Origin of the sequence: Enterobacter sp. 148H3 (assembly GCF_034107425.1) — a bacterium.
GTDB lineage: Bacteria > Pseudomonadota > Gammaproteobacteria > Enterobacterales > Enterobacteriaceae > Enterobacter > Enterobacter vonholyi.
Window position 1 is genome coordinate 253,462 of record NZ_JAWNEI010000006.1, and the last position, 22,531, is coordinate 275,992.

At 57.1% G+C, this 22,531-nt stretch carries 22 protein-coding genes; 6 read left to right on the forward strand and 16 right to left on the reverse strand.

Annotated features, from left to right (window positions below):
- The first annotated feature begins 131 nt into the window (after positions 1 to 131).
- Entirely contained in the window at positions 132 to 3,251 is a 3,120-nt protein-coding gene (gene rne, locus USH94_RS11405; RefSeq protein ID WP_111965539.1) for a ribonuclease E, read from the forward strand.
- Positions 3,252 to 3,299: 48 nt separating this feature from the next.
- Here rne and USH94_RS11410 read toward each other — a convergent pair whose 3' ends face one another.
- On the reverse strand, positions 3,300 to 4,202 hold the full coding sequence (locus tag USH94_RS11410) for a LysR family transcriptional regulator (RefSeq protein WP_414146656.1): 903 nt from the start codon (positions 4,200 to 4,202) through the stop codon (positions 3,300 to 3,302).
- Between the two features lie 145 nt (positions 4,203 to 4,347).
- Here USH94_RS11410 and USH94_RS11415 point away from each other — a divergent pair, with 145 nt between their 5' ends.
- Positions 4,348 to 5,562, forward strand: a complete 1,215-nt coding sequence (locus tag USH94_RS11415; RefSeq protein ID WP_111965537.1) for an MFS transporter — start codon at positions 4,348 to 4,350, stop codon at positions 5,560 to 5,562.
- 75 nt (positions 5,563 to 5,637) lie between these two features.
- Here the strand turns inward: USH94_RS11415 and flgL are convergent, their stop codons facing one another.
- The 11 genes from flgL to flgB all read right to left on the reverse strand — a co-directional run bounded on the left by flgL (position 5,638) and on the right by flgB (position 15,534).
- Positions 5,638 to 6,591, reverse strand: a complete 954-nt coding sequence (flgL, locus tag USH94_RS11420) for a flagellar hook-associated protein FlgL (RefSeq protein ID WP_033145208.1) — start codon at positions 6,589 to 6,591, stop codon at positions 5,638 to 5,640.
- A gap of 14 nt (positions 6,592 to 6,605) precedes the next feature.
- Positions 6,606 to 8,246, reverse strand: a complete 1,641-nt coding sequence (gene flgK, locus USH94_RS11425) for a flagellar hook-associated protein FlgK (RefSeq protein ID WP_111965536.1) — start codon at positions 8,244 to 8,246, stop codon at positions 6,606 to 6,608.
- Between the two features lie 75 nt (positions 8,247 to 8,321).
- Positions 8,322 to 9,275, reverse strand: coding sequence for a flagellar assembly peptidoglycan hydrolase FlgJ (flgJ, locus tag USH94_RS11430; RefSeq protein ID WP_111965535.1), 954 nt, complete (start codon positions 9,273 to 9,275; stop codon positions 8,322 to 8,324).
- Entirely contained in the window at positions 9,275 to 10,372 is a 1,098-nt protein-coding gene (locus USH94_RS11435; RefSeq protein ID WP_029740346.1) for a flagellar basal body P-ring protein FlgI, read from the reverse strand. The genes flgJ and USH94_RS11435 overlap by 1 nt, the downstream gene beginning before the upstream one ends.
- Positions 10,373 to 10,384: 12 nt before the next feature.
- Positions 10,385 to 11,083, reverse strand: coding sequence for a flagellar basal body L-ring protein FlgH (flgH, locus tag USH94_RS11440; RefSeq protein WP_023311139.1), 699 nt, complete (start codon positions 11,081 to 11,083; stop codon positions 10,385 to 10,387).
- Between the two features lie 57 nt (positions 11,084 to 11,140).
- The gene (flgG, locus tag USH94_RS11445; protein WP_008500810.1) at positions 11,141 to 11,923 is read right to left on the reverse strand and encodes a flagellar basal-body rod protein FlgG; all 783 of its coding nucleotides are present in this window, start codon (positions 11,921 to 11,923) and stop codon (positions 11,141 to 11,143) included.
- Positions 11,924 to 11,934: 11 nt separating this feature from the next.
- On the reverse strand, positions 11,935 to 12,690 hold the full coding sequence (locus USH94_RS11450) for a flagellar basal body rod protein FlgF (RefSeq protein WP_033145205.1): 756 nt from the start codon (positions 12,688 to 12,690) through the stop codon (positions 11,935 to 11,937).
- Positions 12,691 to 12,710: 20 nt separating this feature from the next.
- The gene (flgE, locus tag USH94_RS11455) at positions 12,711 to 13,961 is read right to left on the reverse strand and encodes a flagellar hook protein FlgE (RefSeq protein ID WP_111965534.1); all 1,251 of its coding nucleotides are present in this window, start codon (positions 13,959 to 13,961) and stop codon (positions 12,711 to 12,713) included.
- A gap of 26 nt (positions 13,962 to 13,987) precedes the next feature.
- Entirely contained in the window at positions 13,988 to 14,698 is a 711-nt protein-coding gene (flgD, locus tag USH94_RS11460; protein ID WP_111965533.1) for a flagellar hook assembly protein FlgD, read from the reverse strand.
- A gap of 11 nt (positions 14,699 to 14,709) precedes the next feature.
- Positions 14,710 to 15,114 (reverse strand): flagellar basal body rod protein FlgC, encoded by a 405-nt coding sequence (gene flgC / locus USH94_RS11465; protein ID WP_008500814.1) that lies wholly within the window; start codon positions 15,112 to 15,114, stop codon positions 14,710 to 14,712.
- A gap of 3 nt (positions 15,115 to 15,117) precedes the next feature.
- A complete protein-coding gene (gene flgB, locus USH94_RS11470) occupies positions 15,118 to 15,534 on the reverse strand; it encodes a flagellar basal body rod protein FlgB (RefSeq protein ID WP_023311135.1) in 417 nt (138 codons plus the stop codon).
- A gap of 157 nt (positions 15,535 to 15,691) precedes the next feature.
- Between flgB and flgA the strand changes: the two genes are divergently transcribed.
- The 3 genes from flgA to flgN all read left to right on the forward strand — a co-directional run bounded on the left by flgA (position 15,692) and on the right by flgN (position 17,168).
- Positions 15,692 to 16,351 carry a flagellar basal body P-ring formation chaperone FlgA gene (gene flgA / locus USH94_RS11475; protein ID WP_111965532.1) on the forward strand — a complete coding sequence of 220 codons (660 nt, stop codon included), beginning with the start codon at positions 15,692 to 15,694 and terminating at the stop codon, positions 16,349 to 16,351.
- 93 nt (positions 16,352 to 16,444) lie between these two features.
- A complete protein-coding gene (flgM, locus tag USH94_RS11480; protein WP_023311133.1) occupies positions 16,445 to 16,738 on the forward strand; it encodes a flagellar biosynthesis anti-sigma factor FlgM in 294 nt (97 codons plus the stop codon).
- Positions 16,739 to 16,742: 4 nt separating this feature from the next.
- Positions 16,743 to 17,168, forward strand: a complete 426-nt coding sequence (gene flgN / locus USH94_RS11485; RefSeq protein ID WP_111965531.1) for a flagella biosynthesis chaperone FlgN — start codon at positions 16,743 to 16,745, stop codon at positions 17,166 to 17,168.
- Between the two features lie 59 nt (positions 17,169 to 17,227).
- On the opposite strand, the gene murJ is transcribed toward flgN, so the two are convergent.
- From murJ to rimJ, 4 genes are all read right to left on the reverse strand, one after another.
- Positions 17,228 to 18,763, reverse strand: a complete 1,536-nt coding sequence (gene murJ, locus USH94_RS11490; RefSeq protein ID WP_111965530.1) for a murein biosynthesis integral membrane protein MurJ — start codon at positions 18,761 to 18,763, stop codon at positions 17,228 to 17,230.
- Between the two features lie 129 nt (positions 18,764 to 18,892).
- On the reverse strand, positions 18,893 to 19,816 hold the full coding sequence (locus tag USH94_RS11495; protein WP_111965529.1) for a Gfo/Idh/MocA family protein: 924 nt from the start codon (positions 19,814 to 19,816) through the stop codon (positions 18,893 to 18,895).
- A 2-nt stretch (positions 19,817 to 19,818) separates the two neighbouring features.
- Entirely contained in the window at positions 19,819 to 20,469 is a 651-nt protein-coding gene (locus tag USH94_RS11500; protein WP_111965528.1) for a YceH family protein, read from the reverse strand.
- A 9-nt stretch (positions 20,470 to 20,478) separates the two neighbouring features.
- Positions 20,479 to 21,063 (reverse strand): ribosomal protein S5-alanine N-acetyltransferase, encoded by a 585-nt coding sequence (gene rimJ / locus USH94_RS11505; protein WP_008500822.1) that lies wholly within the window; start codon positions 21,061 to 21,063, stop codon positions 20,479 to 20,481.
- A 236-nt stretch (positions 21,064 to 21,299) separates the two neighbouring features.
- On the opposite strand from rimJ, the gene mdtH reads away from it, so the two are divergent.
- Entirely contained in the window at positions 21,300 to 22,508 is a 1,209-nt protein-coding gene (mdtH, locus tag USH94_RS11510) for a multidrug efflux MFS transporter MdtH (protein WP_111965527.1), read from the forward strand.
- The last annotated feature ends 23 nt before the right edge of the window (positions 22,509 to 22,531 follow it).

A 22,531-nucleotide genomic window follows, 5' to 3' on the forward strand; every position in this document is an offset into this window, starting at 1 on the left:
TGCGCCTCTTAAGCGAGCGACAACCGTGAGGTTGGCGACGTGAACAGACACGAGGCCATCGGTTCATACCCCGGAAAGCGTCACCTTGCCCGCAGCTTTGTCGTCAATGTAAGAATAACGAGTAAGTTACGATGAAAAGAATGTTAATCAACGCAACTCAGCAAGAAGAGTTGCGTGTCGCCCTTGTGGATGGGCAGCGCCTGTACGATCTGGATATCGAAAGTCCTGGACACGAACAGAAAAAAGCGAACATTTACAAAGGTAAAATCACCCGCATTGAACCAAGCCTTGAAGCTGCATTTGTCGATTACGGTGCTGAGCGTCATGGTTTCCTCCCTCTGAAAGAAATTGCCCGCGAATATTTCCCTGCAAACTACAACGCCCATGGCCGCCCAAACATCAAAGATGTGCTGCGTGAAGGTCAGGAAGTTATCGTTCAGATTGATAAAGAAGAGCGTGGCAACAAAGGTGCCGCACTAACAACCTTTATCAGCCTGGCAGGGAGCTATCTGGTTCTGATGCCAAACAACCCGCGTGCGGGTGGCATCTCTCGCCGTATCGAAGGTGATGACCGTACCGAGCTGAAAGAAGCGCTGGCAAGCCTCGAGCTGCCTGATGGCATGGGGCTTATCGTGCGTACCGCAGGCGTTGGCAAATCCGCCGAAGCGCTGCAGTGGGACCTGAGCTTCCGTCTGAAGCACTGGGAAGCCATCCAGAAAGCAGCGGAAAGCCGCCCTGCTCCGTTCCTGATCCACCAGGAAAGCAACGTTATCGTGCGTGCCTTCCGTGACTACCTGCGTCAGGACATCGGTGAAATTCTGATCGATAACCCGAAAGTACTTGAGCTGGCGCGCCAGCACATTGCCGCGCTGGGTCGTCCGGATTTCACCAGCAAAATTAAACTGTACACCGGTGAAATACCGCTGTTCAGCCACTATCAGATCGAATCCCAGATTGAGTCCGCCTTCCAGCGTGAAGTACGTCTGCCATCCGGCGGTTCTATCGTTATTGATACCACTGAAGCGCTGACCGCTATCGACATCAACTCCGCGCGTGCAACTCGCGGTGGAGATATCGAAGAGACTGCTTTCAACACTAACCTCGAAGCCGCTGATGAAATCGCCCGCCAGCTCCGCCTGCGCGACCTGGGTGGTCTGATTGTTATCGACTTCATCGACATGACCCCTGTTCGCCACCAGCGTGCGGTTGAAAACCGTCTGCGCGAAGCGGTGCGTCAGGACAGAGCGCGTATCCAGATTAGCCATATCTCACGCTTTGGCCTGCTGGAGATGTCCCGTCAGCGTCTGAGCCCGTCACTCGGTGAGTCCAGCCATCACGTTTGTCCGCGCTGCTCCGGCACCGGTACCGTACGCGATAACGAATCTCTGTCCCTCTCTATTCTGCGTCTGATAGAAGAAGAAGCGCTGAAAGAGAACACCAAAGAGGTTCACGCGATTGTTCCTGTGCCAATTGCCTCCTACCTACTGAACGAAAAACGTGCAGCAGTAAGTGCAATTGAAGCTCGTCAGGGCGGCGTTCGCTGCATTATCGTACCAAACGATCAGATGGAAACCCCGCACTACCACGTGCTGCGTGTCCGTAAAGGCGAAGAGACGTCAACGCTCAGCTACCTGCTGCCGAAGCTGCATGAAGAAGAGATGGCCCTGCCGTCCGATGAAGAGCCAGCCGAGCGCAAGCTGCCTGAGCAGCCTGCGTTAGCGACCTTCATTATGCCTGAAGCACCGCCTGAAGCAGCCCTGGAAAAACCGGCGGCCAAACCTGCGGCGCAGAAACCTGAAGCTGCGGTAGCAAAAGCCCAGCCGGCGCAGCCGGGTCTGCTGAGCCGCTTCTTCGGCGCGCTGAAGAAGATGTTTGCCGGTGAGGAAGTTCAGCCTGAGCAGCCGAAAGAAGAGCCAAAAGCGGCCAAGCCTGAGCGTCAGCAGGACCGCCGTAAGCGTCAGAACAACCGCCGCGACCGTAACGACCGCAGCGAGCGCAATGACCGCAGCGAGCGTCGTGACAACCGTGATAACCGCTCTGAGAATAACGAAGGCCGTGAGCAACGCGAAGACAACCGTCGCAACCGTCGCGAGAAACAGCAGCAGAATGTTGAAGATCGTGAAATTCGCCAGCAGGCGGGCGATGAGTCTGAGAAGAGCAAACAGCGTGACGACCAGCAGCCGCGCCGTGAACGCAACCGTCGCCGTAACGACGAGAAGCGTCAGGCACAGCAGGAAGTCAAAAACCTGAACCGCGAAGAGCCTGTTGAACAGCAGGACGGCGAGCAGGAAGAACGTACTCAGGTAATGCCACGTCGTAAGCAGCGCCAGCTTGCTCAGAAAGTTCGTTTCGCCTCCGAAGCAACTGAAGAGTCAGCAATTGTCCCGGTTGAAACCCGCGAGAGCGCAGCCGGTACTCAGCTTGCAAAAGTTGACCTGCCAGCGGTCGTTGATAACAATGTTGAGCAGGATGATAACGGTGAAAACCGTGATAACGCCGGCATGCCGCGCCGTTCACGTCGTTCCCCACGTCATCTGCGCGTCAGCGGCCAGCGCCGTCGTCGCTATCGTGACGAGCGTTACCCAACTCAGTCGCCAATGCCGCTGACCATTGCCTGTGCTTCACCAGAAATGGCCTCCGGCAAAGTCTGGATCCGCTACCCGGTAGCGCGTCCGGAGCAGGTTGTTGAAGAACAGCCAGTAACCGAAGAGGTTATTGCACCTGCGGCAGCGGTAGAAGAGGTCGTGACTGAAGCGGCAACCGTGGTTGAACCTCAGGTTGTTGAAACTGCAGCCCCTCAGGTAGCTGAAGTCGAAACCACGCATCCGGAAGTGATTGCCGCGCCGGTTGATGCCGCACCGCAGCTTATTGCTGAAGAAGATGTCGTGGTGGCTGAGGAAATCGCTGAAGAAGCTGAACCTGTAGCCGCAGTGGAAGACACCGCTGAAGCCATCGTCGAAACTACCGCTGAAGAAATCGTTCAGGACGTTGAGATTGAGGTTGAGCCGGTTGTTGAAGAACCGAAAGCGCCTGAAGTGAAACCAGAGCCGGTTGTTTCTGCGCCAGCCGCTGCCCACGTGGCGACAGCACCAATGACGCGCGCTCCGGCGCCAGATTACGTGCCTGAAGCACCGCGTCACAGCGACTGGGTTCGCCCGGCATTCAGCTTCGAAGGTAAAGGCGCAGCCGGTGGCCACAGTGCAACGCATCAGGCGACTGCACCTGCAACGCGTCCGCAGTCTGTCGAATAACGACAAACGACGCTGAAAGTAAAAAGCCGACCCTCTGGTCGGCTTTTTTTATGGCTGCTGCACGGGCTTCCTCATCCCGGTCACCTCCGGCATGACCTGCCGCATCAACTCCAGAAAACGCCGCAAGCGTGCCGGATAATAACGGGACCAGGGATAAACCAGATGCACCGGTAGAGCCGCTGGCTGCCACTCCGGCAGCAAATGCACCAGCCGCCCTTCCTGAATATCGTCCTGTACCGTCCAGCTGGAGACCACCGCCGCGCCAAGCCCGGTGAGTGCAGTGTTACGTGCGACATACAGGCTGTCGGTGCTGAGGCGTGGCGTAATAGCAATCCGCGCGGTGGCGGGCGAAGCATCGTGAAATAGCTCCACGTGGCGCTGGTAGAAAGAGCTGATGGCTATCCAGGGAAACTGCTGCAAATCCTCCGGCGCGTTAACCGTTGGAAAACGGGCCAGCAGTGCCGGTGAAGCCACCACCGAGCGCGGCACCTCCGCCAGCAGCACGGACACGGTCGCCGGATCGACCTCCACGCCTACCCGAATAGCACAGTCCAGGTTGTCGCCGAGGAAATCCGCCGACCTGTCGTTGAGCATCCACTCAATCGAAAGCTGCGGATAGCGTTGCAAAAATTCGGTTACGGGTTTAAGAAGCTGATCCTGACCAAACGCGTGGGGAGCGCGCACCCGCAGCACGCCTACCGGCTCATCTTCCGTCTGCCCCACCTCATCTTCCAGCGCCAGCCAGCTGTCAATCACCCGACGGGCGTGCTGATAGCAGCGCTCGCCGTCATCCGTCAGCCGCGTCGTGTGGGTGGTGCGCAATATCAGGCGTACGCCCAGCATGGTCTCAAGCGACTGTAACCGTCTGCTCACAGTGGCCTGGGTGGTGGCCAGCTGCCGTGCTGCCGCAGAGAGGGAATCCGCCTCCACGATGCGAACAAACGTCCGCATTAGCTCCACCCTGTCTATACGCTCAGCTCTTTTCATCGCCTTTTCACTTATACGTTCAACGTATAAGCGTTTTACCACCGGGCCCGCTACCGTCGCAAGGCGTACTGATAAAAAATAGCCTCACACGACGAATGAGGAACTTCTTATGAACACAACAACCGCCGCCCATGCCGTGAGCCGCTGGGTGATTTTAATGCTGGCGATCGGTGCAGGTTTCAGCGTGGCATCAATCTATTATGCCCAGCCTCTGCTGCCGCTGATGGGCGCAGACCTTCATCTGAGTATCGAAGGAATGGGCATGGTCCCGACGCTCACCCAGGCGGGATATGCCCTGGGGATCCTGTTCCTGCTTCCGCTCGGCGATCGCCACGACCGCAGGACGTTAATCCTGATAAAGAGTGCGGCGCTGGCGCTGTTTCTTCTCGGCTGTAGCCTGACCGGGCAGATCCACTCTCTGCTGCTGGCAAGCCTGCTCATCGGCATGGCCGCCACCATGGCACAGGATATCGTCCCTGCCGCGGCCATCCTTGCGCCGGAAGGTAAACAGGGGAAAACCGTGGGCACGGTAATGACCGGGCTGCTGATGGGTATCTTATTATCAAGAACCGTGAGCGGCGTGGTGGGTGAAGCGTTTGGCTGGCGCGTCATGTACCAGCTGGCTGCGGCGAGCATTGCGTTCATCGGGGTGATGATGTGGTTTGTGCTTCCCCGTTTTGCCATTCACTCCACGCTGAGCTACCCCGCGCTGATGCGCTCAATGGAACACCTGTGGCGTCGCTATCCGGCGCTGCGCCGTGCGGCGCTGGCTCAGGGCTTTCTGTCGATTGCCTTTAGCGCCTTCTGGTCTACGCTTGCGGTCATGCTGCTTGAGCACTATCACCTGGGCAGTGCCGTAGCGGGTGGTTTTGGTATTGCAGGTGCCGCCGGTGCGTTAGCTGCCCCGCTGGCAGGAGGTCTGGCGGATAAACTGGGTGCAGGAAAAGTCACGCAGCTTGGTGCCGTTCTGGTGACCGTCTCATTTGCCCTGATGTTCCTGATGCCCGCGCTGGGCGTTCATGGACAGCTGATTCTGATCGCCATCTCTGCCGTCGGGTTCGACCTGGGTCTGCAGTCAAGCCTGGTCGCTCACCAGAACCTGGTATACAGCCTTGAACCACAGGCTCGGGGTCGTCTCAACGCCCTGCTCTTTACGGTGGTCTTTATCGGGATGGCGCTGGGTTCCGCGTTAGGCAGCAATATCTACTCGCTGGCTGGCTGGACGGGTGTGGTCGCGCTGGCGACAGCCTGTGGCGTCATTGCACTGGCAATTCGTCTGATTGAAAGCGCACGTGTCGCCTCCGCATCAGCAGAAGTTGCATAAAAAAAATGCCCAATCCAGGCGGATTGGGCAGTAAAACATGCCCAGTTTCAAGACATGTTCCAAGAGGTCAAGATGTTATTTGTTCAGCTGGAACAGAGACATGCCCTGCATATCGCTAAACGCTTTATAAGACGCCTGCAAGGCCGCCTGCTGCATGGTGTAAGAGGAAATCGCTTCGTTCCAGTCGACATCAACCAGGTCACTCATCTGCTTGGTCTGACCCAGCGCGCGGTCATCACCCAGCGTATCGAGTTTTTCCAGCTCGTTCATCTTGGTTCCCACATCCGCAACGACCGTCAGGACATTGTTCTGGGAGTTTTTGATGCCGATTTGCGCATTGGCAATCACCTGGCTTTGCGCCGTTGCAGCAGCCGGATCGTTTTCAATCGGTGTCTTCAGCGAGGCAATGGCAGAATCCAGGATTTTGAACATGTTTGTCTGGCCATATCCACCGCCCGGCAGCTGTTCTGCATTACTGGTAATGCTTTCGAAAATTTGCTGGCCGGTATGGCTAATGGTCATATTTCGCGCCGTATCAACCTGCTGCGTGATGGCCTCTGCGCCGCCGTTATAATCCCCGGTCGCGGCATCAAACGGTGCGCTTTCGGTTTTGTATCCCGCAAAGATAAAGCGACCATTACCATCCGTCGTGTTGGCCAGGTTCATAAGCTGATCGCGGATCCCCTGAATATCGGTCGCCAGAGAAAGACGGTCGTCATCGCTTAACGTGCCGTTCGACGCATAAACGAGCTTCTCGCGCACGCTCGAGATCGCGGTGTTGACCTGGGTTAACACGTTATCTTCCAGCGAGACCTTCTGTGTAGCAAAGGTGCGCGCGAGCGCAAACTGGCTGTTTTGCGACTGAGACTGTGACAGAACGATGGCCTGCGACGCGGCGATAGGATCGTCCGAAGGACGATTGACGCGCTTGCCGGTGGACATCTGCTCACCGTAGCTCAGCCATCTGCTCTGGGAATCGGTGATCCCACGCATGTTCTGCTCGTACATCATCTGGGTGCTAATACGCATTGTTCACCTCAACCTTAACGAATGTTGATAATTGCATCGAAGAGCGTACTGGCAGTCTGGAGAACCTGGGCGTTCGCCAGGTAATACTGCTGATAACGCTGCAAATTGCCATACTCTTCGTCGAGGTTTACCCCAGAGATGGTCTGCTGCTGCTTGATTAACTGCGTCTCCACGTTGGCTTTCGTCTGGCTGCTCACCTTCAGTGACGCCGTTGAGCTACCGACGGTACTGACGAGAGAGGCATACGCATCGTTGAAGGTTTTGTTTCCACCCACCACTTTGCCGTTTTGCAGATCGAGCAGTTTTTGGCCGTTACGGTTATCACTCTCGCCGCCGTTCTGCACCGATGCCATCGCCAGCTTGGACTCGTCGCTGATCGCGAGTTCCATGTTCATGATGACGTTAGAAACAGGCTTCACGGTAAAGCTGTCTTTGGTGTTTGCCGTACCGCTCACGTTGACGTTAAGGCCATCAAACGACAGATTGCCGCTGGCATCCGGGCTCATCGTAAAGCTGGTTTTGTCTGAAGTACGGGTAACCGTCCAGTCAGTGCCGTTAAACTGCAGCTTATAGTCTGTCGCCTGGACCTGCTTGCTGTCCGCTACAGAAGCCGTAACAACCGCCGAACCGCCGTTCTTGCTGCTGGACAGGACCGCCGGAGAGCCGAAGTTGAACAGCTTACCGCCCGCATCACCGTTCGCATCAAAGCCGGCTTCATGCTGCGTGTTCATTGAATCTGCAAAGGCCAGCGCCATCTGGTTCAGGGTGTTACGAGCTTTATCAAGATCTTCCGTGCGGAAGGTCAGTAAACCGCCTAAAGAACCGGTGGTAATCATCTTTTCCGGGATCTCGACATTACCCGCTACGTCGTCGACATAGGCCACGGTGGTACGAGCCGGATCTGCACTCGACTTCACGGCAGCCAGCTGGTTGGCTTTGCTGCCCTGAACCAGGCTGTAACCATTGCCGAAAGAGATGTTAAACGTACCGCTATCCTGAACAGACACTTCCACGCCGACGATTTTGTTCAGCTCATTGACGAGCTGATCGCGCTGGTCGAGCAGATCGTTAGGCGATGCGCCCGCGCCGACGCCGGTCAGACGAGAGATCTGATCGTTCAGGTTCGCAATCTGTTTGGCATAGTTGTTGATCTGAGACACGCTGGTCCCAATGGCGGTATTGACCTGCGTATCCTGATCGCGCAGATACTGATCGTTGGTTTTGAACTGATTGACCAGACCACCCGCTTTACCCAGCACCGTCTGACGTGCAGCCGGGTCTTCCGCGTTGCTCACCAGCGTTTGCAGGCTTTTGAAGAAATCCTGCAGGGTGGTGGAGAGCGAGTTGGTGGTATCAGAGAGCACATCGTCGATTTTTGACATCTGCTGATAGCGCGTCGTCAGACCGCTGCTCTGCGTCTGCGCGGCGCGCAGCTGGTTGGTGATGAAGGCGTCATACTCACGCTGGACACCGGAGACATACACCCCGTTACCCACCCAGCCACCGCCGGTCAGCGTGCTGTTAGATGCGCCCAGCACCGTGGTCTGGCGGGTGTAACCTGCCACGTTATAGCTTGAAATATTATTACTGACGGTATTGAGTGCCGACTGCGCAGCACTGAGGCCACTCATGGCGCTGTTAATCAAACTGGACATGGGGGTTCCTTTTATACGTTCAGACACGAGTCCTGATGAAGGTTATCGGCAACCTCCACCGGGACTTGAGAACTTTCAGAACAGATTTTCAATATCTGTGCTATAGGCTTTGCTGACCTTCTCGCCCATGGATTTCAGCTGCTGGATCATGCTGGTGAGCTTGCGTGCATAGTTCGGGTCAGTCGCGTAGCCCGCGTTTTGTAAGGCCTGAGCGCCCTGCTCCGCCGTCGCCGCCTGCGTAACGGCGGTATAACGCGGATTTCGGCTCAGCAGGCCAACGTAGTCGGACAATGCTTCCAGATAAGAGCTGTAGACGCGGAATTTTGCTTTGACCTTCACCGCCGCACCGTTCTCGTATTCGGTGGTCGTGATCTCCGTTGTTGGCCCCTTCCAGCTGGAGGTGGCCTTCACGCCGAAGATGTTGAAGCTCGGCTCGCCGTTTTCCTTGCGGATCTGGCGCTGGCCCCAGCCCGACTCCAGCGCGGCCTGCGCCAGAATCAGATGATGCGGCACGCCGCTCTGTTCGCTGGCAAGGCGCGCGGGCAGAGAAAGCTGCGCCAGGAAGTCTTTGCTGTCACCGGAGAGCGGCTCATCGCCGCTGCCCGTGGCTTTTGGCATCGCTTTACGCACCATTTGCGTCAGAGCCTGGTTCTGATAACTGGTCACCGTTTCCAGGTCGAACTTCATCGGCACCTGCTGCGTCTGTTCCTGAGGCTGAATGCCCTGCGCGGCTTCGGTCTGTTTCACAATCATGTCAGCCAGACCGAGGCCTTTACCGGCGGTCATCTGCTGCGCAATCTGCTGGTCATACATGCTGGTGTAGAGACGCGTTGAATCACTGCTGAACATCCCGTCTTTCGGCAGGGTTTCACGCATGCTTTTCAGCATCATCTGTACAAACATCCCTTCCACCTGGCGGGCGACCGGGCGGATGTTCGCCGCCGGGTCTTTTCCTGCTTTGGTTTTCAGTTCGTTGAGCGACTGGGCATCCCAGGCTGCACTGGTCAACAGTTTGCTATCGGTCAGCATTAGATGATTTCCAGTTTGGCGCGCAGGCAGCCCGCGCTTTGCATGGATTGCAGAATGGACATCAGATCCATCGGCGTTGCACCCAGGGCGTTCAGGGCTCGCACCACGCTGTTCAGGTTGGCACTGGAGCGAACGCTCTGCAGCGACCCGCCGCTCTGACGCATATCAATCTGCGTTTGCGGCGTCACCACCGTCTGACCGCCACCAAATGGCGTATTCGGCTGGCTCACGTTCGCGGAGCGGTTTACCGTTACGGAGAGGTTGCCCTGCGCTACGGCACAGCTGTCCAGCGACACTTCCCGGTTCATGACCACCGAGCCGGTACGGGAGTTGATGATCACCTTGGCATCCTGAACCGGAACGTTCACTTCCATATTCTGGATATCTGCCAGCATGCGCACCTGGTTGCTGCTGCCGGTAGAGGTACGGATCTGCACGGTGCGCGCATCGAGTGCCGTTGCATTACCGTAGCCGCGGCTGCGGTTGATGGTATCGGCAATTTGCTGCGCCATGGTGAAGTCTTCATTATTGAGCTGCAGGTTGATGGTGTTGCCCGCGCCAAACTGGGTCGGCAGTTCACGCTCAATGATCGCCCCGTTGGTGATACGTCCACCGTTAAGCTGGTTCACCTGCACGCTGCTTCCGCCTGCGGAAGCGCCCGCACCGCCAACCAGAATGTTCCCCTGCGCCAGTGCATAGACCTGGCTGTCGACGCCTTTCAGCGGGGTCATCAGCAGCGTACCGCCGCGCAGGCTTTTGGCGTTACCCATTGAGGAGACCACCACGTCAATGGTCTGCCCCTGACGAGCAAACGCCGGGTAGGACGCGGTGACCATTACCGCGGCCACGTTTTTCAGCTGCATGTTAGTTCCCGCCGGCACGGTAATGCCGAGCTGGGAAAGCATGTTGTTCAGACTTTGGGTAGTGAACGGCGTCTGGGTGGTCTGGTCACCGGTACCATCCAGGCCAACCACCAGGCCATAGCCAATCAGGGAGTTTTCACGTACTCCCTGAACGCTGGTGAGGTCGCGAATACGGTCAGCCTGGGCAAATGTTGCCACCAGCGCGAGCGCCACGGCGAAGATCGATTTAAACATGGGTCACCTCGCTTACATTGGCGATAAATTAAGGAAGAAGCGCTGCAGCCAACCCATATTTTGCGCTTCATTGATATAGCCGTTCCCGACGTACTCAATGCGCGCATCCGCCACCTGGGTAGATGGAACGGTGTTGGTGCCGCTGATGGTGCGAGGGTTAACCACGCCCGAGAAGCGAATGAATTCAGTGCCCTGGTTGATGGCGATCTGTTTTTCACCCACAACGTGTAGGTTGCCGTTAACCAGTACCTGGTCAACCGTGACCGTCAGCGTGCCGCTGAAGGTGTTGCTGGCGTTCGCGCCGCCTTTACCGTTAAAGGTGTTGCCGCCGGAGGCCTCAACATCCGCACGGGCATTGCCGAACAGGCCCTGCAGATAGCGTGGCACGGTATCGAAGCCAAAATTGGTTTTGCCATCGCGGCTGGCGTTCGCCGACGAGCTCTTGCTCGCGCTGACGTTTTCCTGCAGCACAATGGTCAATGTATCGCCGACGTTACGCGGGCGGCGATCTTCAAACAGCGGCTGATAGCCGTAATTAATCGGCTGCGCGGTCTGGAAAATGGAGCCGTTTACCACTGGCGCGGGGCCAGGAACGGGTTGGGCAGTCGTCGCACCCTGGACCAATGGTTTAGACGGGATCAAAGCACACCCGCTAAGGGTGACAGCCAGAACAGTCAGTATCGGATAACGAAACGCCGCGTTTTTTTGCATTGCCTTCATCTTCGAAAACAGGGAGCCGGCGCGGCGTTTACCGCACCGGGCTACACCTTAGAGTTGCGTCAGTTTCTGCAGCATCTGGTCGGTCGTCGACACTGCTTTACTGTTAATTTCATACGCGCGCTGGACCTGGATCATATTCACCAGCTCTTCCGCCACGTTCACGTTGGACGTTTCAACATAACCCTGGTACAGCAGACCCGCGCCGTTCAGACCCGGGGTGCTCTCATTCGGCGTACCGGAGGATTGCGTTTCGGTGTAGAGGTTCTCACCAATGCTTTCCAGACCGGTATCGTTCATGAAGGTGGTCAGGTTGAGCTGCCCGACCTGAACCGGCGCGGCCTGTCCCTGCTGGGTCACGCTGACCACACCGTCACGTCCAATGGTGATGCTCAGGGCGTTCGCCGGGATGGTAATCGCAGGCTGAACCTGGAAACCGCCCGCCGTCACCAGCTGGCCGTTCTGATCGACCTGGAACGAACCGTCGCGGGTATAGGCAGAGGTCCCGTCAGGCAGCTGCACCTGGAAGAAGCCCTGGCCTTTGATTGCCACGTCCTTGCTGTTGTTGGTCTGAGACAGGTTGCCCTGGCTGTGCAGACGTTCGGTGGCCACCGGACGAACACCGGTACCGATCTGCAGACCCGATGGCAGCGTCGTCTGTTCAGAAGACTGCGCGCCCGGCTGGCGGATGGTTTGATAAAGCAAATCTTCGAAAACGGCACGCTGACGCTTGAAACCATTGGTGCTCACGTTTGCCAGGTTGTTGGCAATCACGTCCATATTGGTTTGCTGGGCGTCCAGGCCAGTTTTCGCGATCCATAAGGAACTGATCATAAGGAGTCCTGTTAACTCATAGCCAGAAGTTGGTTAGCCTTGCCCGCGTTTTCATCCACGCTGCTGATGATCTTCATCTGCATTTCAAAACGACGGGCGCTGGCGATCATGTCGGTCATGGCTTCGACCGGCTTGACGTTACTGCCTTCCAGAACGCCGGACATCACGCGGATGCTCGGATCGGCCTGTAACGTGGCGCCACGCGTCGCCTGAGCCGCCTGGGTCAGACGGAACATGCCATCGTCGCCACGCTGCACGTCTTTGGCTTCCGCCTTCACCAGCTTCAGACGTCCGACGGGCGCAACGGTGTTGGCCGGGTCGCCCGGGTTCAGCGCCGAAATGGTGCCGTCCGCAGCGATAGTGAGCTCAGAGCCTTCCGGCACGGTCAGCGGACCCGCTTCCCCCATCACCGGATGCCCCTGAATCGTCAGCTGGCCCGTCGCGCTCACCTGAATGTTGCCGTTACGGGTATAGCCTTCGCTGCCGTCCGCCGTTTGCACCGCCAGCCAGCCGTCCTGCTGCAGGGCAACGTCCAGCGGGCGTGAGGTGTAATCCATCTGCCCTGGCGTCATATCGGCGCCAGGGGTTGATGCTGTCACCAGCGTACGGGTCGGCAGGGAAAGCCCTTCTACCGGCACCGCGCGAAGCGCATTAAGCTGGGCGCGAAAGCCCGGCGTTGAGGCGTTTGCCAGGTTGCTGGCGGTAACGGCCTGCTGATTGAGCGTCTGACTTGCCGCGCCCATCGCGGTATATATTGCGTGATCCATTGCGCTTTCCTGTTAGCCGCTTAACGCAGGTTAACCAGCGTGTTGAGGATCTGGTCCTGGGTTTTGATGGTCTGCGCGTTCGACTGATAGTTACGCTGCGCGACGATCATGTTCACCAGTTCTTTACTCATATCCACGTTGGAGGCTTCCAGCGCGCCGTTGGTCAGCTTGCCGAAGTTACCGGTGCCTGCGGTGCCCAGCAGCGCCACGCCGGAAGACTGTGTGGCAGACCAGACGTTGTCGCCTTCAGACTTCAGGCCTTCGTTGTTGGCGAAGTTTGCCAGCACGATCTGACCCAGAACCTGAGACTGTTCGTTAGAGTAGCTTCCCACCACGGTGCCATCGTCGTTGATCTGGTAGCTCACCAGGTCGCCAGGCTTGTAGCCGTTCTGATTGGTTGCCACCACGCTGTTTGCACCGGTGTTCTGCTGCATGGAGTTCTGGAAACTCAGGGAGAAGGTCGCCGCCGTCGCACCGCTGACAGAACCCGTGGTGATGTTAATGGCCGGCGTGGCGTTTGGCGCTGCGCTCAGCACGCCCGCTGCGTCGTAGTTATAGACACCCGCCAGGTTACCGTTCGCATCAAAGTTCATCTGCGCCGCTTTCGTCGCAGCAGAACCCGCAACGCTGCCGTCCTGAGTGTAAAGATCCCATTTATTGTTGGCCGTCTTAACGTAGTAGACGTACATGTTATGGGCGTTACCCTGGCTGTCGAATACGGTCACGGTACCTTTTTTGTTATAGGTATCCGGGTTGGTCGCATCGAAGGGGGCGGTTTGAACAGGATCGGTTGAGTTCAGGTTGATCTGCTGCGTGGCGGTGGTGGTTGATTTCGCCGCCATCAGGGTATTCGGGATAGTAATCGCCTGAGGATTCGCACCGGTCTGAACGGTTGGAGGCGTTCCTGCTGCCGGGTAGCCCGTCAGCTGCATGCCCTGCATGTTAACCAGCGTACGGTTTTCATCCAGTTTGAACTGGCCGTTACGGCTGTAGAACACAGAACCGTTAGAATCGACCATACGGAAGAACCCGTTCTGGCTGATGGCAACGTCCAGGCCACGGCCGGTGTTGGTGGTGGTGCCGTCGCTAAAGTCCTGAGTGATGCCTGCAACTTTTACGCCCAGACCCACTTTGGAACCGGCAAACATGTCTGCAAAAGAAGCAGAACCGGATTTAAAACCATAGGTCGCGGAGTTGGCGATGTTGTTGCCAATGACGTCCAGGTTGGTGGCCGCAGCATTCAGGCCGCTGACCGCTTGAGAAAAGGCCATGACTTACTCCTGATAAGTGTTAAGGCTTAGATAATCTGCCGAACTTCGTCGAGTGTGGTGGAACCAGAGGTTCCCAAATCCAGTTTGTTGCCGTCGCTTCCTTTAATCACGCCCTGGACCAGCGCGAACTGCAGCGGCTGCGCCACCAGCTGGGTCGTCCCGTTGCTGGCGCTGATCGCTACTTTGTAAGAACCGTTTGGTGCTTTAGTGCCGTCGGTCAGGCTGCCATCCCACGTAAAGGTGTGAACGCCCGCCTTCAGCTCACCGATATCAATGGTGCGCACGACCGTGCCGTTGCTGTCGGTAATGGTTGCGGTAACTTTCTCCGCCGCCTGCTGCAGCTCAACGCCAAACGGCGTGGTGGTCGTTGTGGTGTTCCCTTCAGTGGTGCTGGTGCCCGCCAGAATCGTGGTTCCAGGGATCATCACCCCGTGACCAATCAGGCTCGCTGCCTGCAGAGACTGGCTGCTGCCAATCTGGCCGGAAACGGCACCGAGGGTAGTGTTGAGCTTCTCAATGCCGCTCACGGTGCTGATTTGCGCAAGCTGCGTGGTCAGTTCGTTATTCTGCATTGGGTTGGTGGGATCCTGGTTCTTAAGCTGCGCCACCAGCAGCGTCAGAAAGCTGCCCTGAAGATCGGAGGCATTGCTCCCGGTCAGGGAGTTAGAACCCGTCGTACTCTTCGTGTTATTAACACCCGAGTTCGTAGGATCATTCACATTTACGGCGATGGACATGCATGTCTCCTTTACTGGCCGAGAGTGAGTGTTTTGAGCATCATGCTCTTCACGGTATTAAGCACTTCGACGTTGGCCTGGTAGCTACGGGACGCCGACATGGAGTTCACCATCTCACCCACCACATCCACGTTTGGCATTTTCACGTATCCGCTGGCATCCGCGAGCGGATTACCCGGCTCATACACCAGCCTGTCCGGCGCCTGGCTCTCTACCACATCAGACACCTTCACACCGCCCGTCGCAGCGCCTGGCGCCGCATCGACCTGAAAGACAACCTGTTTGGCACGATAAGGCTGGCCGTCGGGTCCGGTTACGCTGTCGGCGTTCGCCAGGTTACTGGCGGCCACGTTCAGGCGTTTGGACTGCGCGGTTAACGCCGAACCGGCAATATCAAAAATATTCAACAAGGCCATCTATCAGTTCCCCCCCTGCAGGACGTTCATCATGCCTTTGATTTGTCCGCCGAGTACGGTCAGACCCGTCTGGTATTTCAGGCTGTTATCGGCAAACTGTGTACGCTCCCGGTCCATATCCACGGTGTTACCGTCGAGTGAGGGCTGATCGGGAATGCGGTAAAGTAAATCGGTCGCTGGCGCGGTCATCGCCTGAGCAGGAATATGGCGAGAGGATGTCATGGCGAGTGCAACACCCGTTCCTTCGGCACGTCCACGCTCCATCACCTTTTTGAGTTCACTGGAAAAATCAATATCGCGCGCCTGAAACCCCGGGGTATCGGCGTTAGCGATGTTGGCGGCTAAAATCTCCTGCCGCTGGGCGCGTAAGTTGAGCGCTTCCTGCTGAAAACGTAACGCGGCGTCGAGTTTATCGAGCATGTCTCCTCCGCTGATGGCAAAATTTCAGTTCACAGCTTAAATCTCACCCGGTCTCCCCTATCGACGGAATAAGCGCAAAATGCGTCGCTATTTATTGCGTTGATGCAAAACCACTGCAGGTAGAATTCATTCAATTCTGGAAACGGTGGAACTTGCGATGCAAACGTTAAAACGTGGCCTGGTGGCAACTTTCTTGCTGTTTAGCCCTCTGGTGCAGGCTGATGGCTTACAGGATCGGCTGACGGCTTTTTTTGCTGAAAAGCTGGCGGGCTTTTCCGACGAGGTTAACGTTACCGTGCGCACACCACCGAATCTGTACCCAACCTGTGACCAACCGTCATTCAGCGTGACGGGGACTACCAGGCTGTGGGGGAATGTGAACGTGCTGGCACGCTGCGCGAACGAAAAACGCTATTTACAGGTTGCAGTTCAGGCGACGGGCAATTATGTTGTCGCCGCCGTGCCCATTGCGCGCGGCAGCGTCCTGCAGACGAACAGCGTGACGTTAAAACGCGGGCGTCTGGATCAGCTGCCGCCACGCACCATGCTTGAAATGAACCAGGCACAGGACGCCGTCAGCCTGCGTGATGTCGCCCCCGGCCAGCCGATACAGCTTTCAATGCTGCGTCAGTCGTGGCGGGTAAAAGCGGGTCAACAGGTGATGGTGGTGGCCAACGGAGATGGCTTTAGCATCAACAGTGAAGGGAAAGCGTTAAACAATGCCGCGGTTGCGCAAAACGCCCGCGTCAGAATGTCCTCAGGCCAGGTGGTGAGCGGAACCGTCGATTCTGATGGGAATATTCTGATTAACCTATAATCTTTTTAAAGATTTCGCGGCGCGTGCCGATAAATATTCCACTAATGATGATATCAGGCGCAAACGCCGCGAACCCTCGATGAGGACAACACTATGAGCATTGATCGTACATCAGCCCTGAAGCCGGTAAGCGCTGTACAACCTCGCGAAACGAATGACGCTCCTGCGCAGAAAACGCGTCTGGAAAAACCGTCAACGTCCAACAGCACCAGCGTTACCCTGAGCGACGCGCAGGCAAAACTGATGCAGCCAGGCAGCAACGATATCAATATGGAACGTGTTGAAGCGCTGAAAACGGCTATTCGTAACGGTGAGCTGAAAATGGACACCAGCAAAATCGCTGACGCCCTGATTCAGGAAGCACAGAGTTTCTTACAGAGTAACTAACCGTATGAGTCGACTGTCAGAAATACTGGATCAAATGACGGTTGTTCTTAACGACCTGAAAACGGTAATGGACGCTGAACAACAGCATCTCTCTTCCGGTCACATCAACGGCAGTGCGCTGCAGCGTATTACTGAAGATAAGAGTTCACTCCTGGCGACGCTGGATTATCTGGAGCAGCAGCGCCGTGCTGAGCAGGATACTAAGCGTAGCGCCAATGACGATATTATTGAGCGCTGGCAAACCATTACCGAAAAAACCCAGCATCTGCGCGATCTTAACCAGCACAACGGCTGGCTACTGGAAGGTCAGATTGAACGTAACCAGCAGGCGCTTGAGGTATTGAAACCGCATAAAGAAACCGGACTGTACGGTGCGGATGGTCAGACAGCGACTGCGCGTATTGCGGGAGTTAAAAAGATTTCGATTTGACGCCTGAGCGACAAATCATGCAGCGGGGAGCACCATAAGGTGAACTCCCCTTTTGGCGTTTATGCCGTACGGCGGGCAAACTCTTTCACTTTGAACCCCAGCACCGCGAGCGTGGCAAAATAAGCCACCACCCCAACGCCTACCACGGCCATCAGCCGCATCAAACGGTATGGCATGGTGCCCAAGGACCATTCCGGCATCACGTACATCATGCCAAGCAGCGCGGCAGACATCACCAGTACCGCAACGATCAGACGCACCAGGAAACTCCCCCAGCCCGGCTGCGGCGTGAAAATATCCTGCTTGCGCAGCTGCCAGTATAACAGCCCGGCATTCAGACAGGCCGCCAGACCAATCGATAATGACAGGCCCGCATGCTTCAGCGGCCCAATAAACGCTAGGTTCATCAGCTGCGTCATAATCAGCGTCACGATAGCAATTTTCACCGGCGTTTTGATGTCCTGACGCGAGTAGAACCCTGGCGCCAGCACCTTGACGACGATCAGCCCCATCAATCCGACCGAGTAGGCAATCAGCGCGCGCTGGGTCATGGCAGCATCAAAAGCGGTGAATTTTCCGTACTGGAAGAGCGACACCGTTAACGGTTTAGCCAGAATACCCAGCGCCACCGCGCTTGGCAGGGCCAGCAGGAAACAGAGACGTAATCCCCAGTCCATCAGGCGGCAATATTCATCATGGTTGCCGCTGGCAAAACTTTTCGACAGCGACGGCAGCAGAATGGTCCCCAGCGCCACGCCCAGCACCCCGGACGGAAATTCCATGAGGCGGTCGGCGTAGTACATCCAGGAAACCGAACCGGACACGAGGAAAGAGGCAAAGATGGTGTTGATGATAAGCGAGATCTGGCTGACTGAGACGCCGAGAATGGCGGGCCCCATCTGCTTGATCACGCGCATCGCCCCGGCATCTTTGAGATTGATGCGCGGCAGCACCAGCATGCCGATTTTTTTCAGATGCGGCAGCTGATACGCCAGCTGCAGCACGCCGCCGACGGTGACCGCCCAGGCCAGCGCCAGCACCGGCGGGTTGAAGTGCGGCGCGGCGAACAGGGCAAAACCGATCATGCTGACGTTGAGAAACGTCGGCGCAAACGCCGGGACAGAGAAGCGGTTCCAGGTATTCAGGACAGCCCCCACCAGCGAAGCCAGCGAGATGAGCAGAATATAGGGGAAGGTAATGCGCAAAAGCTGCGAGGTCAGGGCAAATTTGTCAGCCGTATCGGCAAACCCGGGCGCGGTCACCATAATCACCCAGGGCGCGGCCAGCATCCCGAGTACGGTCACCACAGCTAAAGCCAGCGTCAGCAATCCGGAGACATAAGAAACAAAGACGCGCGTCGCGTCTTCACCCTGCTTGCTTTTATATTCCGCCAGAATGGGCACGAATGCCTGGGAAAACGCCCCTTCAGCAAAAATACGACGCAGCAGGTTCGGCAATTTGAAGGCGACGAAAAAGGCGTCCGTGGCCATCCCTGCACCAAATACCCTTGCCACAATGGCGTCGCGTGCAAATCCCAGCACGCGGGAAAACATGGTCATCGAGCTGACGGCCGCCAGCGATTTTAATAAGTTCATTAACGTGAATTTCCAGAACCATACGGATTTCCAGGACGGGCAAGCGTAAGCGCCACCCGGCAAAGCCTACAAGCGGCGCTTAGTCTACCCGGATTTCAACGAATTACTATCCGCAGATGTTACAGCGAGTTATTCACTCATGGCATCGCGCCAGAGCCTTTCTACAATGCGCTGCGCCATAATGGCCTGCTCGCCGGACGTTTCAGGAACCGTCTGATTTTGCACGCAGGTGATAAAGTGGCGGGCGCATCCTGCGAAACCGCGCTGCTCGAGGGTGCTCTGCCAGCCTGGCGCCGGGAGCGTCACCACGCCGTTGCCCTTCTCTTCCCTCCACTCGCGCATGTCCGTAATGTCGTACAGCGCGCCGTCGGTCACCGCCTGCACGGATTCACGCTGGCTACCCGCCCGACGGTGCATGCTGGTGGTAATCTGAAGATGCTCAACGGAAAAGTGGTGTTCAGCGTAGACCATTTGCCCCTGATCGTTTGTCACGAGGGTGCCGCTTTTCAGCTGCGCATTACCGTTGGTCAGCCACAGCGCCGTATCCACCACATGCAGGTAATCATCCAGAAGGGTGAACCGCAGATCGTTTGGCCCAATGCTGTCGGTACGGTGCTTATCCATTCGCAGCGAGGCAAGCGTGCCCGACTGCGCCTTAAGCTGCTGGTAAAGCGGCGCGAAGCGGCGGTTGAAGCCCACCATCAGCGTCAGTTTTTTGCGCGCCGCCAGTTCGATCAGACGTTCCGCGTCCGGAACATTTTCCGCCAGCGGTTTATCCACGCAGACGTGAACCCCCGCATTGAGCAGCTCGCTCACCACCTGATAGTGAGTTGCCGTTGAGGTATGCACAAAAACCGCATTACACTCGCGGGCCAGATCCTGCAGGGAGGCAGCGTACGAAATGCGCCAGGTTTCGCAGATACCTTCTGCCTTTTCTCGCGTGGGTGACCATGCCCCTTGCAGGGTCCAGTCCGTCGCCGCACCTAAAACAGGCAGCCAGGCTTTTTGCGCAATGCCGCCCAGCCCCACCACGCCTACGCGTAATTTTTTCACCGTCAGTCTCCCAGATGTGCCAGCAAGGCATCCAGACGCTGTTTCAGCCCGGCGACCTCTTCTTCCAGCGCTTCTACGCGCGCGACAAGAGTGTCAGTGCCTGCTGAGGATACCGCGTCGCTCTCCACGGTAGCGACATCGACGTCGCCGCTGAACAGATGCATATAGCGGCTTTCACGTTTGCCTGGCTCGCGCGCCAGACGCACCACGTATGGGCCGTCTTCACGAGAAGCCAGCCCTTCCAGGGTCTGCTCGACCTCCTGCATATCGCTGAACTCATGCATACGGGAAGCGCGCGTGCGCAGTTCCCCCGGCGTCTGCGCCCCGCGCAGCAGCAGCGTGGTGATGACCGCCACTTCCGCGCTGCTCAACTTCAGATCACCGAATTCGGAGTTACAAAAGCGCTGTTCGTACTTGGTCACGCGGTTGCCGAAGCCGCTGACGGTGCGCAAATAGTGGCGTTTTACCAGCGCATCCAGCACGTCCTGAACGTCATGCTCGCTGAGGTTCATCACCGGCTCGCGGTTGGTTTTCTGGTTGCAGGCCATGGTCACGGCGTTGACGGAGAGCGGATACTGCTCCGGCGTGGTGACCTGTTTTTCGAGTAAGCACCCAATCACGCGCGCTTCTGTACCGTTTAGCTGATACTTCATCTTTTCTCCTTAACGACCTGCGGTCCAGTCCCGGGTGGTTAACGCCGTCAGAACGTGGTCGCGCCACTCTCCGTCAATCAGCAGATAGTCTTTGGCGTAACCCTCTTTCTCGAACCCTAAACGCGCCAGCAAATTGCCGCTGCGCTGATTATGCGGCATATAGTTCGCCATGATGCGATGGATATGCTGCGTGCGTTGCATATAGCGGATCGCCACCGTTAACGCCTCGTACATCAGCCCCTGCCCCTGCCATTTCTGGCCGATGGAGTACCCAAGGTAGCAGGCGTGAAACGACCCGCGCACCACGTTTGAAAAATTGGCGATCCCGATAATCTCTTTCTCTTCGGGATCCAGCAGCGCGAAATAAAACGCGCTGCCCTGCTTGTGAAATTCCGTAATCATGCTGAGGCGCGCCTGCCAGCCGGAAGGGTAACAATGGCTCTCATCCCGAACGGGTTCCCAGGGTTTTAAAAACTGGCGATTCTCGGCGTAATAATCCGCCAGACGCCAGGCATCACGCTCATGCACCAGACGAACGACCAGCCTGTCCGTTGTCAGACGCACTTTTGGCACATTACTGCGATAGCCAAACATCGATCCCACTCCTTCCCGTCACTTCTGCTTACCCATTAGCTTTACTATACCTGCGCCTGCGCCGTCTGTGAAAACAGTGACATACCATTTTTCTCGCTTTTCACTATTTTCGATGAGAACTCTCTATCAAAGCAGCCTTTTGATAAAAAAATATTGTCACGCCCGGGGGTGGGAAAAAACGCGGCGACAACGCAGAATGTTAGCGTGCTCACCATTTTATTTTCCCTGGAGGGAAAATGTCCCGCGTATCACAGGCCAGGAGCCTGGGTAAATATTTCCTGCTCGTCGATAACATGCTGGTCGTGCTCGGCTTTTTTGTCGTTTTTCCCCTTATATCGATCCGCTTTGTCGATCAAATGGGCTGGGCGGCATTAATGGTCGGCATTGCCCTGGGGCTACGCCAGTTTGTCCAGCAGGGTCTGGGCGTCTTTGGCGGGGCTATCGCCGACCGCTTTGGCGCTAAACCGATGATCGTTACCGGTATGCTGCTGCGCGCGGCAGGGTTTGCCACGATGGCGGTCGCCCAGGAGCCCTGGCTGCTCTGGTTCTCCTGCTTTCTCTCCGGCATCGGGGGCACGCTGTTCGATCCGCCACGTACCGCGCTGGTGGTGAAGCTTATTCGCCCTCAGCACCGCGGCCGTTTCTTCTCGATTCTGATGATGCAGGACAGTGCCGGGGCGGTTGTCGGCGCCCTGCTGGGAAGCTGGCTGCTGCAGTATGACTTCCGTCTGGTCTGTGCGGCTGGGGCGGTGCTCTTTATTCTGTGCGCGCTGTTTAATGGCCTGTTCCTGCCCGCCTGGAAGCTGTCGACGGTCAAAGCGCCGGTCCGGGAAGGGCTTGGCCGGGTCCTGCGCGACAGGCGTTTTGTCACCTATGTGTTGACCCTGACGGGATACTACATGCTGGCCGTACAGGTCATGCTGATGCTGCCGATCATGGTTAACGATATTGCGGGCACGCCTGCAGCCGTAAAATGGATGTACGCCATTGAAGCCTGCCTGTCGTTAACGCTGCTCTATCCGATTGCCCGCTGGAGCGAGCGACGTTTTCGTCTGGAACATCGCCTGATGGCCGGGCTGTTTCTGATGACGCTGAGCATGATGCCGATCGGCCTGGTGAACACGCTCCAGCAGCTGTTTACGCTGATTTGCACGTTCTATATTGGCTCAATCATCGCCGAGCCTGCCCGCGAAACGCTGAGCGCCTCGCTTGCGGATGCGCGTGCGCGCGGCAGCTATATGGGGTTCAGCCGCCTGGGGCTGGCGCTCGGCGGTGCATTAGGTTACGCCGGGGGCGGCTGGTTGTTTGATGCCGGCAAAGCGCTAAACCAGCCCGAGCTACCATGGATGATGCTCGGCGTGGTGGGCTTTATGACGCTACTGGCCCTGTGGTGGCAGTTCAGCCAAAAACGCAGCGCGAGCGGCATGCTCGAGCCTGGCGCGTAGCCTTTCCCTCGGGCGGGAGCGCC

Bases quoted from the DNA above. Each gene is read 5' to 3' on its own strand.
- mdtH (WP_111965527.1), top strand. From the start codon at position 21,300: ATGTCCCGCGTATCACAGGCCAGGAGCCTGGGTAAATATTTCCTGCTC.
- USH94_RS11500 (WP_111965528.1), bottom strand. From the start codon at position 20,469: ATGAAGTATCAGCTAAACGGTACAGAAGCGCGCGTGATTGGGTGCTTA.
- flgJ (WP_111965535.1), bottom strand. From the start codon at position 9,275: ATGCTGACCGATAGCAAACTGTTGACCAGTGCAGCCTGGGATGCCCAG.
- flgG (WP_008500810.1), bottom strand. From the start codon at position 11,923: ATGATCAGTTCCTTATGGATCGCGAAAACTGGCCTGGACGCCCAGCAA.
- flgN (WP_111965531.1), top strand. From the start codon at position 16,743: ATGAGTCGACTGTCAGAAATACTGGATCAAATGACGGTTGTTCTTAAC.
- USH94_RS11410 (WP_414146656.1), bottom strand. From the start codon at position 4,202: ATGCGGACGTTTGTTCGCATCGTGGAGGCGGATTCCCTCTCTGCGGCA.
- flgK (WP_111965536.1), bottom strand. From the start codon at position 8,246: ATGTCCAGTTTGATTAACAGCGCCATGAGTGGCCTCAGTGCTGCGCAG.
- flgL (WP_033145208.1), bottom strand. From the start codon at position 6,591: ATGCGTATTAGCACCCAGATGATGTACGAGCAGAACATGCGTGGGATC.
- flgB (WP_023311135.1), bottom strand. From the start codon at position 15,534: ATGCTCGATAAACTCGACGCCGCGTTACGTTTTCAGCAGGAAGCGCTC.
- flgE (WP_111965534.1), bottom strand. From the start codon at position 13,961: ATGGCCTTTTCTCAAGCGGTCAGCGGCCTGAATGCTGCGGCCACCAAC.
- USH94_RS11415 (WP_111965537.1), top strand. From the start codon at position 4,348: ATGAACACAACAACCGCCGCCCATGCCGTGAGCCGCTGGGTGATTTTA.
- flgH (WP_023311139.1), bottom strand. From the start codon at position 11,083: ATGCAAAAAAACGCGGCGTTTCGTTATCCGATACTGACTGTTCTGGCT.
- rne (WP_111965539.1), top strand. From the start codon at position 132: ATGAAAAGAATGTTAATCAACGCAACTCAGCAAGAAGAGTTGCGTGTC.
- murJ (WP_111965530.1), bottom strand. From the start codon at position 18,763: ATGAACTTATTAAAATCGCTGGCGGCCGTCAGCTCGATGACCATGTTT.
- flgM (WP_023311133.1), top strand. From the start codon at position 16,445: ATGAGCATTGATCGTACATCAGCCCTGAAGCCGGTAAGCGCTGTACAA.
- USH94_RS11450 (WP_033145205.1), bottom strand. From the start codon at position 12,690: ATGGATCACGCAATATATACCGCGATGGGCGCGGCAAGTCAGACGCTC.
- USH94_RS11435 (WP_029740346.1), bottom strand. From the start codon at position 10,372: ATGTTTAAATCGATCTTCGCCGTGGCGCTCGCGCTGGTGGCAACATTT.
- flgC (WP_008500814.1), bottom strand. From the start codon at position 15,114: ATGGCCTTGTTGAATATTTTTGATATTGCCGGTTCGGCGTTAACCGCG.
- flgA (WP_111965532.1), top strand. From the start codon at position 15,692: ATGCAAACGTTAAAACGTGGCCTGGTGGCAACTTTCTTGCTGTTTAGC.
- flgD (WP_111965533.1), bottom strand. From the start codon at position 14,698: ATGTCCATCGCCGTAAATGTGAATGATCCTACGAACTCGGGTGTTAAT.
- rimJ (WP_008500822.1), bottom strand. From the start codon at position 21,063: ATGTTTGGCTATCGCAGTAATGTGCCAAAAGTGCGTCTGACAACGGAC.